The 12307-nt window shown below is 72.8% G+C and carries 12 protein-coding genes; 7 read left to right on the top strand and 5 right to left on the bottom strand.

What is annotated here, in order from left to right; all coding sequences use genetic code 11:
* Nucleotides 1–9: 9 nt before the first annotated feature.
* Complete coding sequence (gene mshA / locus ACFRFC_RS31410) at nt 10–1359, bottom strand: D-inositol-3-phosphate glycosyltransferase (RefSeq protein ID WP_382683947.1); 1350 nt, start codon at nt 1357–1359, stop codon at nt 10–12.
* Between the two features lie 390 nt (nt 1360–1749).
* On the opposite strand from mshA, the gene ACFRFC_RS31405 reads away from it, so the two are divergent.
* From ACFRFC_RS31405 to ACFRFC_RS31395, 3 genes are all read left to right on the top strand, one after another.
* Entirely contained in the window at nt 1750–2568 is an 819-nt protein-coding gene (locus tag ACFRFC_RS31405) for a class I SAM-dependent methyltransferase (protein WP_382683944.1), read from the top strand.
* Between the two features lie 201 nt (nt 2569–2769).
* Complete coding sequence (locus ACFRFC_RS31400; protein WP_382683942.1) at nt 2770–3945, top strand: NlpC/P60 family protein; 1176 nt, start codon at nt 2770–2772, stop codon at nt 3943–3945.
* A 547-nt stretch (nt 3946–4492) separates the two neighbouring features.
* Nucleotides 4493–5911, top strand: coding sequence for a PP2C family protein-serine/threonine phosphatase (locus tag ACFRFC_RS31395; protein WP_382683939.1), 1419 nt, complete (start codon nt 4493–4495; stop codon nt 5909–5911).
* Between the two features lie 123 nt (nt 5912–6034).
* Here the strand turns inward: ACFRFC_RS31395 and ACFRFC_RS31390 are convergent, their stop codons facing one another.
* The 3 genes from ACFRFC_RS31390 to ACFRFC_RS31380 all read right to left on the bottom strand — a co-directional run bounded on the left by ACFRFC_RS31390 (nt 6035) and on the right by ACFRFC_RS31380 (nt 7709).
* Complete coding sequence (locus tag ACFRFC_RS31390) at nt 6035–6370, bottom strand: DUF2516 family protein (RefSeq protein WP_382684478.1); 336 nt, start codon at nt 6368–6370, stop codon at nt 6035–6037.
* Between the two features lie 128 nt (nt 6371–6498).
* Entirely contained in the window at nt 6499–7152 is a 654-nt protein-coding gene (locus ACFRFC_RS31385) for a hypothetical protein (protein WP_382683936.1), read from the bottom strand.
* A gap of 80 nt (nt 7153–7232) precedes the next feature.
* Nucleotides 7233–7709, bottom strand: coding sequence for a helix-turn-helix domain-containing protein (locus tag ACFRFC_RS31380; protein ID WP_382683934.1), 477 nt, complete (start codon nt 7707–7709; stop codon nt 7233–7235).
* A gap of 253 nt (nt 7710–7962) precedes the next feature.
* Here ACFRFC_RS31380 and ACFRFC_RS31375 point away from each other — a divergent pair, with 253 nt between their 5' ends.
* From ACFRFC_RS31375 to ACFRFC_RS31365, 3 genes are all read left to right on the top strand, one after another.
* Nucleotides 7963–8487, top strand: coding sequence for an AAA family ATPase (locus ACFRFC_RS31375; RefSeq protein WP_382683932.1), 525 nt, complete (start codon nt 7963–7965; stop codon nt 8485–8487).
* Nucleotides 8488–8693: 206 nt separating this feature from the next.
* Complete coding sequence (locus ACFRFC_RS31370) at nt 8694–9872, top strand: NAD(P)/FAD-dependent oxidoreductase (RefSeq protein ID WP_382684476.1); 1179 nt, start codon at nt 8694–8696, stop codon at nt 9870–9872.
* Nucleotides 9873–10101: 229 nt separating this feature from the next.
* Nucleotides 10102–10719 (top strand): DinB family protein, encoded by a 618-nt coding sequence (locus tag ACFRFC_RS31365; protein WP_382683930.1) that lies wholly within the window; start codon nt 10102–10104, stop codon nt 10717–10719.
* Nucleotides 10720–10909: 190 nt separating this feature from the next.
* Here ACFRFC_RS31365 and ACFRFC_RS31360 read toward each other — a convergent pair whose 3' ends face one another.
* Nucleotides 10910–11248, bottom strand: coding sequence for a winged helix-turn-helix transcriptional regulator (locus tag ACFRFC_RS31360; RefSeq protein WP_382683927.1), 339 nt, complete (start codon nt 11246–11248; stop codon nt 10910–10912).
* Nucleotides 11249–11373: 125 nt separating this feature from the next.
* Between ACFRFC_RS31360 and ACFRFC_RS31355 the strand changes: the two genes are divergently transcribed.
* Entirely contained in the window at nt 11374–12270 is an 897-nt protein-coding gene (locus ACFRFC_RS31355) for an NAD(P)-dependent oxidoreductase (RefSeq protein ID WP_382683925.1), read from the top strand.
* Nucleotides 12271–12307: the final 37 nt, after the last annotated feature.

Raw genomic sequence — 12307 nt, 5'->3', positions numbered from 1 at the left:
ACAGGGGGTTCAGGCGTGCCGGTCGCGGGCGCGGCGGCGGTGGGCGTGCACGGCGGCGGTGTAGACCTCGGCGGTGGCGGCAGCGGCGGCGTCCCAGCCGAAGGAGCGGGCGTGGCGTGCGGCGGCGTCGCCCATGCGGCCGGCGAGCGCGGGGTCGTCGGCGAACCGGGCGAGCAGCCGGGCGTATCCGGCGGGTTCGTGGCCCCGCACCAGGAAGCCGGTCTCGCCGTCGCGCACGGCCACCGGCAGCCCGCCCACCTCGGCGGCCAGTACGGGTGTCCCGGCGGCCTGCGCCTCTATGGCGACCAACCCGAAGGACTCGCTGTAGGAGGGCATGACCAGCACGGACGCGGCCCGGAACCAGTCGGCGAGCCGGTCCTGGCCGACGGGTGGCCGAAACCGTACGACATCGGCGATCCCGAGTCGCGCGGCGAGCTTCTGCAACCCCTCCGGCTTGGCGAGGCCGCTGCCGCTGGGGCCGCCGACCACCGGCACGACGATCCGGGAGCGCAGTTCGGGCCGCTCGTCCAGGAGCACGGCGACCGCGCGCAGCAGCACGTCCGGGGCCTTGAGGGGCTGGATGCGGCCCGCGAAGAGGGGGATCAGGGCGTCCTGGGGCAGGCCGAGACGGGCGCGGGCGGCGGCGCGGCCCGCGCCGGGGTGGAAGCGGGCGAGGTTGACGCCGGGGTGGACGACGGCGACCTTGCCGGGGTCGGCGCCGTAGTGCCGGACGAGTTCCTCGGCCTCCTCGGCGGTGTTGGCGATCAGGCGGTCGGCGGCGTCGACGATCTGGGTCTCGCCGATGACCCGGGCGGCGGGCTCGGGGGTGTCGCCGTCGGCGAGGTTGGCGTTCTTGACCTTGGCCATGGTGTGCATGGCGTGCACCAGGGGGACGCCCCAGCGCTGGGCGGCGAGCCAGCCGACGTGGCCGGAGAGCCAGTAGTGCGAGTGGACGAGGTCGTAGTGGCCGGGGCGGTGTTCGGCCCACGCCTGCATCACGCCGTGGGTGAAGGCGCAGAGCTGGGCGGGCAGCTCCTCCTTGGCGAGGCCCTCGTAGGGTCCGGCGTCGATGTGCCGGACGAGGACGCCGGGGGCGAGTTCGACGGTGGGCGGGAGGGCGGCGGAGGTGGCGCGGGTGAAGATCTCGACCTCGATGTCGATCGCGGCGAGGCGCTGGGCCAGCTCCACGATGTAGACGTTCATGCCGCCGGCGTCGCCGGTGCCGGGCTGGTGGAGGGGGGAGGTGTGCACGGAGAGCATCGCGACGCGGCGCGGCCTGCGGTGGCCGAGGCGGATGCCGCTCAAGCGGGAGGCCGTCGCCGGGGAGCGCCGACCGAGCCTGCCGACGTATTGGCTCACGTGCGGTTCCTCCCTGCCGCGGGCATGCCTGAGGAGGGCGTCCCGCGCCCTCCACGGGGGTGCAACGCCGGAAGGGGGTGCTCCATTTCCTTCGGGTTTCGGAGGGGGGTTTCTTTGCCTAATCATTACTGGGGGTCGGTCAACCGTTCGAGTGGGGGGGTGGGGGCCGCGTGGGTGGGGGTGCCGCGTGGGTGGGGGCGTGCGTGGGTGGGGGCGGGTGCCCGTGCGGGCGGATGCCTGGTGGGGGGCTGGGCCCGTGCGGGCGGGTGCTCGGCTGGGAGTGGGTGCCGGTACGGGCGGCGGATGCCCGGCCAGGAGTGGGTGCCGGTACGGGCGGCGGATGCCCGGCGGGGACCAGGGGTCCGGCGCGGGCCGCTTACCCTCGTAGCCATGGCATCCCGTGCGACCTCCCGCCCCGTGGGCACGGTCACGCGGGGGACCACCAACCCCAACCGGCTGCGCCGCATGGACCGCTGGATCGCGGCGACGCACGGCCGTGAGCTGCGCCGGGCCACCGATCCGGTGGCCGTCGACCTCGGGTACGGCGCCGCCCCCTGGACCGCCGTGGAACTCCTCGCCCGGCTCCGCGCGGTGGCGCCCCGCACCCGGGTGGTCGGGGTGGAGATCGACCCGGCGCGGGTCGCGGCGGCCCAGCCGTACGCGCGGGACGGGCTGGTCTTCCGGCACGGCGGCTTCGAGGTGCCGGTCCCCCGGCCGCCGCTGCTGATCCGGGCGGCGAACGTGCTGCGCCAGTACGACGAGGGGGAGGTCGGCGCGGTCTGGGAGCGCCTGTGCGCGCGGCTCGCGCCGGGGGACGCGGTGACCGGGTCGGCCGGGGGGCTGCTGGTCGAGGGGACGTGCGACGAGATCGGGCGGCGGCATGTGTGGGTCGCGCTCGGGCCGGAGGGGCCGCGCACGGTCACCTTCGCGGCCCGCCTCGCCGTCCTGGACCACCCCTCCGACCTGGCCGAACGCCTGCCGAAGGCGCTGATCCACCGCAATGTCCCCGGCGAGCCGGTGCACGCGTTCCTGCGCGACTTCGACCGCGCCTGGGCCGCCGCCGCGCCCTACGCCTCGTACGGCGCCCGGCAGCGCTGGATCCGCGCGGTGCGCGCGCTGGCCGCCGACTGGCCGGTCACCGACGGTCCGGGGCGCTGGCGGCAGGGCGAGATCACTGTCCGCTGGGACGCGTTGGCGCCCCGTACGTGACGGTTTTCCCCCTCGTTTCCCCGGCGGGCCGAACCGCACGGAACGATCTCAGTGAGTCGTTCGTCACCAAGTCGGGGAGATCGTCGTACGGCGCGTGCATCGGGGGGAGGGAGTCAGGGCCTCCGTCGGATCGCGCCGCGTCACGCGCGATGCCTCGGGCGCCGCGGGTTACTGACGGTCAATCGGTTGGGGGGCAGGGTTATGGCACCGGCAGCAGCACCATCGCCGGCACTGGTACGGGTATCGACACCGGGCAAGCGTGGGCTGATCGCGGCGGCGGTCTCCGTCGTCTGCGCGGTGACGATGCTGGCGGTGCCGGGCACGGCAGCCGCCGCGCCGACCCCGGAGCCGACCACGAGCACCCCGTCGGCCTCGGGCCCGGCCTCGAACTCGGGCCCGGCCACAACCGCGGAGCTGGAGATCGTACGCATACAGCTGGACGACCTCTACCACGACGCGGCGGTGGCCACGGACGCCTACAACGCGGCCGAGGAGCTGGCCGACCGCCAGTCCGCGGAGATCGTCGACCTGGCGGGGCGGATCGTGGCGGGCGAGGAGAAGCTCGCGGAGCTGAAGGCGCAGGCGGGCGCCGCGGCCCGCGCCCAGTACCGCACGGGCGGGCTGCCGCCCGAGGCGCAGCTGATGCTGAGCGACGATCCGCGCCAGTTCCTGGACGGCGCCGGGCGCATCCTCCAGGGCGAGCGGGCCACCGACCAGACCCTCGCCGAACTGGAGCAGACCCAGGACGACTTGGAGCTGTACGCCAAGGACGCCGCCGCCGGCTGGGAGCAGCTGGAGGCCAACCGCGAGGCCAAGGACAAGGCGAAGAAGGAGATCACGGAGCAGATCGCCGCCGCCGAGCAGCTCGAATCCCAGCTGGAGCAGGACGAGAAGGAGCGCCTCGCCGAGCTGGAGCGGCAGGCCGCCGCCCGCGCCCAGACGGCCTGGGTCGACACCGGGATACTCGACGAGATAGACGAAACAACCGGGACGGACGAGACGAGCGGGACAGCGGGCGGCACGACCACCGAGGGCGAGCAGGCGGTGGCGTGGGCGAAGGACCAATTGGGCAAGGCGTACGAATGGGGCGCGGAGGGCCCGGACACCTTCGACTGCTCCGGACTCACCTCCGAGGCATGGGCCGCGGCCGGTACGCCGATTCCGCGCACCTCTCAGGAACAGTGGCGCCAGCTGACCCGCGTCGACGTCGCGGACATGCGCCCCGGCGACCTGATCATCTACAACTCCGACGCCAGCCATGTGGCGATGTACGTGGGCGACGGCTCCATGGTGCACTCCCCGCGCCCCGGGCGGACGGTGACCATCGCCGGGGCCGGTTCGATGCCGATCCTGGGGGTTGTGCGGCCGGGGGCGTGAGCCAGGAGTGGGGCGGGGTGGGGCGGGGTGGGGGTGGCGGCACGCGTACTGGTGACGGTGCCGCCAGGCGAAGGCTGAGCGTGACAGGTGACAGGTGACGGGTGACGGGTCGCCCCATGTGGGGTGGCCGATGAGGGGCGTCATGTGACCCGGCACACGCCGTCTCGGGGCCAAACCCCGCACCGACGTGACCTTCGTCATTCCAGGCCAGGGGCGGGGTGCCCAACTGCGGTACGGATCGCGGCATATGACAATGGCCGCCTGCCTAGCGACCTGCCACGCCCCATTCCAATCGGGCGCCACCACCCGCTATGGTCCCGGTCGGTAGGCCGAGCACCCTCGGCCTGCCGTGCCCTCGGGGGGAGGGAAGGAACCCAGGACCATGCCCGTACCCGTACCGCGGCAGAGAGCGATCCCGGCCGTGGAGAGTGGTCAGGCGCACGCCACGTCCGCGTCGGCGCCCGGCGGCTCCGCCATGGGGTCAGACCCGGCGTCCATCGCCGAGTCGCTTGCCGAGCCGGTCACCGAGCCGACGGTGGGCTCCGTCATGGGGTCCACCATGAGATCCGCCATGAGATCCGCCGTGGGGTCGAGCGAGGGTGATCCGTCCGCGCCCCCGGTCAAGGATCCCGCCGCCGGTGGCGCGCTCACGCTGCTGCTGATCGAGGACGACCCCGGCGGCTCGGCGATCGTGCCGGAGCTGCTGGACTCCGCAGGACAGCCGATCCGGGTCCGTACGGCCCGCAATCTCACCGAGGCCGGACGGCTGCTCACCGACGATGTGCACTGCATCCTGCTGGACCTCGCGCTCTCGGCGCGCGGCGGATCCGGGAGTTCCGCCGCCGGTACGCCAGGTACGCCAGGTGCCTCCGGCACGTCAGGGACGCCAGGGACGTCCGGTACGTCAGGGACTCCCGGCACCCCGGGCCTGTCGGGCCCCTCCACCACCTCCACCACCTCCACCCCCTCCCCCACGGCCCCCGCCCCGGCCGACCCCGACGAGCTGGCCGTACTCCGCCACGTACTGGAGCTGGCGCCCCGGCACGCCGTGCTGGCGCTCACCGCGTCCGGGGACTCCGAGCGCGGCGCCGAGGCGGTACGGGTGGGCGCGCAGGACTATCTCTTCCGCGATGAGCTGGACGGCAGGCTGCTGAGCCGGGCGATCCGGTACGCCGTGGAGAGGAAACGTTCCGACAGCGCCGAGCGGCGGCTCGCCGAGGGCCGGCTGAGGGCGCAGGAGAACGCCCGTCTGGAACGCGGCCTGCTGCCGACGCCACTGCTGGAGGGCTCCTCGCTGCGGTTCGCCGCGCGGTACCGCCCCGGGCGCTCGCGCGCGCTGCTCGGCGGCGACTTCTACGACATCGTGCGCACGCCCGACGGCACGGTGCACGCCATGATCGGCGATGTGTGCGGCCATGGGCCGGACGAGGCCGCGCTGGGCGTGGAGCTGCGGATCGCGTGGCGGGCGCTGACCTTCGCCGGGCTGTGCGGGGACGAGCTGCTGGGGACCTTGCAGCAGGTGCTGGTGCATGAGCGGAACGACGACGAGATCTTCGCGACCCTGTGCACGGTCGACATCGCGCCGGACGCGCGCCGGGCGGGCCTGTGCCTGGCCGGGCATCCGGCCCCGCTGATCGCCCGCGCGGGACTCCCGGCGGCCCTGCTGCCGCAGGACAACAACGGCCCCGCGCTCGGCCTGCTCCCGGGCGCCCGCTGGCCACGGATGCAGGTCGAGCTGGGGCGGGAGTGGAGCCTGATGCTCTACACCGACGGGCTGATCGAGGGACGGATCGGCGCCGGGCGGGAACGGCTGGGCCAGGACGGGATGGTCACGATGGTCCGCCGCCAGCTGACGGAGGGCCTGCGCGGCGAGGCCCTGCTCCGGGCGGCCGTGAGCGAGGTACGGCAGCTCAACGGGGGCGAACTGACGGACGACGTGGCGGTGGTGCTGCTTGAGCGGGGCTGATGGGGGTGACGGGGGTCGAGGGGACGGAAGCGGCTGGACCGCGGGCCCTGGCGCGCACGGCCCTATCGCCCGCCGTCACGGAAACCGCCCCGCTCCGCCCCTCTCCGCCCCTCTCCGCCCCGCCTACCGCCCGCCGTTGTACGGACCGTAAGGACCGTCACTGCTGGAGCCGCCACGCTGGGGGCGACCGCCGCCCGGGAGACCGCGGAGGGCGGGCCGGACATCGACCATGTAGACGATGGTGGCGATGAGGCCGATGATCGGCAGGAACGACAGGACGCCGAAGATCAGATTCACCACCAGCGCGAGAGCGAGAATGATCAGCCAGAACGGCTTGGTCTTCTTGTCCGCCGCGCGATAGGCGTCCTCACGGCGCGTGGCCGCGTCGATCAGCGCGAAGGCACTGAACACGGTCAGCGCCAGGTTCAGCAGCCACAGAAATCCCGTGAACCCCTGCATCAGCACAACGTCCACCACCCGTATCGGATCGTCCCTACCCCGTCACCGTACCCGCAACGGCGTCCTCACTACGAGGAGAACGGGCCGGGCACCCGGGAAGTGCCCGGCCCCTGCCGGAGGCACGCCGCTCACTCGGCGGGCGGCGTGGTCTTCTTCGCGGCGGTCCTGCGGGCGGCCGGGGCCTTCTTGGCCGGAGCCTTCTTGGCAGGGGCGGCGGCCTTGGCCTCGCCGTCCTCCTTGACGTCGACCGGCTCGACCGGCTCGACCGGCGCCGCCTTCGGCTCGACGGCGACGGCGATCTCCTCGATCTCCTCGGCGGCCTCGCCGCGCCAGGTCTTGACGGTCTGCTCGCCGTGCTCGGCGACCTTCTCGTAGGTCTCGCGGGCCTTGACGACGTACTCGGCGGCGACGCCGACACTGCGCAGCGCGAGGTCCGTGGCGCTCTCGCCGAGCTTCTTGAGATCGGTGTCGAGGGTGGTGCCGAGCTTCTTGAGGTCTCCGTCGAGCCCGTTGATGAACTCGTTGACCTTGACCTGGAGGTTCTCCTGGGTCTCCTTGACCCGGGCGCCGGCCTCCTTGGCACGGGTGGCGGCCTTCTCCTGGACGGCCTTGGGGTCGGTGCCGCGCACGGCCTCGATACGTGAAGGTGCCTCGGCCCGCAGCTGCTCGACCAGCCCCGGCACCTTCTTGGCCTGCTGGTAGGCAAGGTCGGCGGTGCCGGCGGCGAAGTAGAGCGGGGTCGGGTCGCTGAAGGTCTTGCGCAGGTCGTCGGTGATGGCCATGGTGAGGGTCCTCCCGTATTCACATTCGGCTGAGGGTCGGTGGTGGTCCGCGGCGGTCTCCGGTGTCTCCCTGGTCAGGTTCACCCGGCACTCCGCCGCGGGCCGGCATCGCCGCGGTCATCAGGTACGGGACCGGTGCCGGGGCCCCGTACGTCGCCCACGAGGTCGTCGCCCCCAGCGGACACGTCCCCGTCCGCCCCGGGCGCCACGAACCCGTTCTCCTTGCGGAACGACTCGTACACCTGGAGCAGCACCTGCTTCTGCCGCTCGTTCAGCGTCGGGTCGGCCAGGATCACGGCCCGCGTCTCGACCTCGACCGGATCACGCTCCGCGTCGAGGATCCCGGCCCGCACGTACAGCGTCTCGGCGGAGATCCGCAGCGCCTTGGCGACCTGCTGCAACACCTCCGCGCTCGGCTTGCGCAGCCCGCGCTCGATCTGGCTCAGATACGGATTCGACACCCCGGCAGCCTCCGCGAGCTGCCGCAACGACAACTGCGCGTTGCGCCGCTGCTCGCGCAGATACTCACCGAGATTGCCGACGTTGAGCGATGCCATGCCTCCACCATGCCCCCCGCTGCTAACTTTTGCAAGCACCCGCTTGCAAAAGTGTGTCGCCAGCTGGGGGGGGTGGCGGGGGCCGTACCGGATTTCGCCGTACCGGATTTCCGCCGTAACGAGATGTCCGCCGCACCGGGCCTATGCCGCACTCGTACTCGACGTCCGCCGCACCCGCGCCCCGCAGCCTTCAGCCCTCGCCCCTCGCCCCGCACCCCGTACGCCCCACACACCCCGCGCTAGCCTCGATCGCATGATCGTATGGCTCAACGGCACCCATGGCGCGGGCAAGACGACGACCAGTGCGCTCGTGCAGCCACTGCTCCCGGACGCACGGGTGTTCGACGCCGAGAAGGTCGGCGAGACGCTCATGGACATCACGCCGGGGCTGCCCGCGACGGACAACTTCCAGCACTGGCCCCCGTGGCGACCGCTCGTGGTCGAGACCGCCCGCCACGTGCTCGACTACGCCGGCGGCACCCTGGTGATACCGATGACCGTCCTGGTCGAGCAGTACTGGCGCGAGATCAGCGCGGGCCTCGCCCGCCACTCCATTCCGGTCCGGCACTTCGTCCTCCACGCCGACCTGGAGACCCTGCGCGAGCGCATCGCGGGCGACACCGTGGTCGGCCCCGATTCCTGGTTCCGGCTCAAGTACCTCGACCCCTACGCCGAGGCGGCCCGCACCTGGCTGCACGCCGAGGCCGAGGTCGTCGACACCACCCGCCTCACCCCCGCCCAGGCCGCCCTGCGGATCGCGGAGGCCGTCAAGAGCTGAGGTCCGTCGGCCGGGGGAGACCTGTGAAAGTGACCTGAGTCACACCTACCCTCTCCCTGTCACAACCGCCGCCGCCCCCTCCGTCCTAACTGCGACACCCCGGCAGATCCGGGAACCGAGGAGGCACCGTGACTCAGCCCACGGAGAAGACCGAGAAGACCGACAACACCGAGGTCGTCGTCATCGGCGGCGGTTACGCGGGCGTCATGGCCGCCAATCGTCTGACGCAGCGCGACGACCTGACCGTGACCCTGATCAACCCGCGCCCCGACTTCGTCGAACGGATCCGGCTGCATCAGCTGATCGGCGGCACCGACGACGCGATCGTCGGCTTCCGCGAGGTCCTCGCCGAGCGCGTCCGGCTCGTCGTCGGCACCGTGACCCGTATCGACGCGGCCGGGCGCACCCTGTCCCTCGCGGACGGCGACCCCGTCGGCTACGACTACCTGGTCTACGCCGTCGGCAGCGGCACCGTGGACCAGCACGTGCCCGGCGCCACCGACTTCGCGTACCCGGTCGCCAGTCTGGAGGAGGCCCGGCGGCTGCGCCCGGTCCTCGACCGCGCGCCCGCCGCCCCGGTGACCGTGATCGGCGCCGGCCCGGCCGGGATCGAGACCGCCACCGAACTCGCGGAGGCCGGACGGCCGGTGACCCTGGTCTGCGGCGGGGTGCTGGGCCCGTATCTGCACCCGCGCGGGCGCCGCTCGGTCGCCCGCCGGATGGCCGCGCTCGGCGTCCACGTGATCGAGGGCCCCGGCACCCGGGTCACCGCCGTCACCCCGGCCGCCGTCCGGCTCGCCGACGGCCGCGAACTTCCCGCCGGGATCACCATCTGGACCACCGGCTTCGGCGTCCCGGACCTCGCCGTACGCAGCGGCCTGACCACCGACACCATCGGCCGGCTGGTCACCGACGAGACGCTGACCAGCGTGGACGACGTACGGATCATCGCCGCCGGCGACTCGGCCGCGCCCTCCGAACTCGCGTACCGGATGGGCTGCCAGTCGGCCGTGCAACTCGGCCCGCAGGCCGCCGAGACCGTCCTCAGCCGCATCGCGGGCAAGACCCCCGCACCGGCCACGGTCGGGTTCGCCGGGCAGTGCATCAGCCTGGGGCGCCGCTCCGGCATCTTCCAGTTCTCCCACCGCGACGACATCGCGCTACGGCTGTACGTCGGCGGCCGGCTGGGCGCCCGCCTCAAGGAACTGGTGTGCCGGAGCACGGTCAAGCAACTCGCCCACGAGGCCCGTAAGCCGGGCGCCCGCAAGTGGTGGGTGAAGGAGGGCAAGCGGGCCCGGCGGCTGAAGGCCGCGCAGGCCACGGAGGCTGCGGAGGCCGCACAGGACCGGACTCCGGCGGTGGCGGAGCGGGCCGCCCAGGCGTAGACAACTGGCGTCCGGCGAGCAGGCGAAAGGCGGCACGCGGCAGGGAGCAGGCGACCGGCCGGGCGGCGCGGCCCACGCGGTACGTCATCGCCCCGGGCCCGCCCCGGCCACACCCGACAGCCACACCCGACAACCACACCCGGTATCCACACCCCGTAGCCACCCCCGTAGCCACCCTCTCGCCCAGCCACCCCTCACCCCCCGACGCCCCTTGGGCAAAGATGGCCCCATGCCCCTCCCCGTGCCCTCCGCGCACTCCACGCCCCTGGAAGACCTCCGTTTCTATCTCCAGTCCGCCCGCGAGGCCCTGCTCTGGAAGCTCGAAGGGCTCTCGGAGTACGACATCCGTAGGCCCCTGACCCCGACCGGCACCAATCTGCTGGGGCTGGTGAAACACGTGGCCGGCGTCGAACTGGGCTACCTCTGCGACACCTTCGGCCGCGCACACGGCGAGGCGCTGCCCTGGCAGAGGGACGCGGGCGAGACCAACGCCGACATGTGGGCCACCGCCGATCAGTCGCGCGAGGACATCGTGGGGCTGTACCGCAGGGCCTGGGCCCACGCCGACGCCACGCTCGACGCCCTGCCGCTGGACACGGTCGGCAGGGTGCCGTGGTGGCCCGGCGACAGGAACAAGGCGACCCTGCACCACCTCACGGTCCGGGTGATCGCCGACACCGACCGCCACGCCGGCCACGCCGACATCCTCCGCGAACTCCTCGACGGCGCGGTCGGCATGAGCAAGACCAACACCAGCCTGGCCACCGACGACAAGGCATGGTGGGCGGAGTACCGGGACCAGGTGGAGCGGTCGGCCAGGGAGGCGGCGGACCGGTCGGAGGCGTAAGCCACATCCAGCCCGCCGGGGTTGGGAGGCGTAAGCCACCTCCCGCCCGCCGGGGGTGGGAGGCGCAAGGCCCCTCCCACCCGGCAGGCCCGACACCCCCACCTCACCCCACCCCGCCCCACCGACACCCACCTTTTTGTACGTACTTGGCATCCGCCCCCACCCGGGCGACGCTGGACGCGTGACGTGATCAGGACGCCGCGAGTCGCTCCAGGCGGCGGTGACCCCAGTCGGAGAGGGGGGCGAGGGCCTCGGACAGTTCCCGGCCGAATTCGGTCAGGGAGTAGACCGTCTTCGGCGGCAGGACGTCGTACACCTCCCGGTGTACCAGACCGTCCTGCGCCATCTCCCGCAGCGCCTGGGTCAGCACCTTCTCGCTGAGCCCGGGTGCCCGGCGGCGCAGTTCGGCGGGCCGCTTCGGGCCGGACTCCAGCAGCCACAGCAGCAACGTCTTCCACTTGCCGTCGATCACGGCGACCGCCGCGGTCACACCGCAGACATCCAGATCACGGGCACGGCCACGTGTCATACGGAACCCTGTTCCTCGTCGATGCACCTTTTATCCATATTTCAGGAGAGTTGACACATGCCCACGCCCCCACCCAGTCTGCCGGGACAACGAGCACGACCACGACCACGAGCACGGCAACGGCCATGACCGCGACCGAGACCATGCCCACGGCCATGACCGTGACCGTCCTCGGCCTTGGCCCCATGGGCCGCGCACTGGCCGGAGCCTTCCTCGCGGCCGGACTCCGTACGACCGTCTGGAACCGCTCCCCCGGCAAGGACACCGACCTCCTCGCCCGGGGCGCCCTCGCCGCCCCCTCCGCCGAGGCGGCCGTCGCCGCGAGTGACCTGATCGTCGTCTGCGTGGTGAACTACGACGCCGTGGACGCCGTCCTGCGCCGCCCCGAGGTCGCCACCGCCCTCAAGGGCCGTACGGTCGCCAACCTCACCGCCGACACCCCCGGACGCGCCCGTGACCTGGGCAGATGGGCGGACGAGCACGGCATCCGCTATCTGGACGGCGCCATCATGACCCCGACGACGACCATCGGCACCCCCGACGCCGTGTTCCTCCACAGCGGACCCGAGGATCTGTACGACGTCCACCGCCCCGCCCTCGGCACGCTCGGCGGCACCCACACCCACCTCGGCACGGACATCGGCCGGGCCTCCGCCTACGACATCGCGCTGCTCGACATCTTCTGGACGGCGATGTCCGGCTACGCGCACGCCCTCGCGGTGGCCCGCGCCGAGGGCATCACCGCCCGGGAACTGGCCCCGTTCGCCCAGGGCATCGGCGCGATCCTGCCGCCGCTGTTCGACCAGATGGCGACGGACGTGGACGACGGCAGCTACTCCGGCGAAACGAACCCGATCACCTCCGCCGCCTCCTCCCTCGCCCACATCATCCACACCTCCGAGTCGCACGGCATCGACGCGAGCGTCCTGCGCGCGACCGAGGGCCTGGCCCGCCGGGTCATCGCCCTGGGCCACGGCGAGGACGGCTTCCTCCGAGTGACGGACCTCCTCAGCCGCCGCTGAGAACCCACCCCCAGCCCCAGCCCCCTCCCCCAGTTCC

Origin of the sequence: Streptomyces sp. NPDC056734 (genome assembly GCF_042790455.1) — a bacterium.
In the GTDB taxonomy this organism is placed as follows: domain Bacteria; phylum Actinomycetota; class Actinomycetes; order Streptomycetales; family Streptomycetaceae; genus Streptomyces.
Note: the sequence above shows the minus strand (reverse complement) of the source record. Positions and strands in the feature narration are given on the sequence as shown.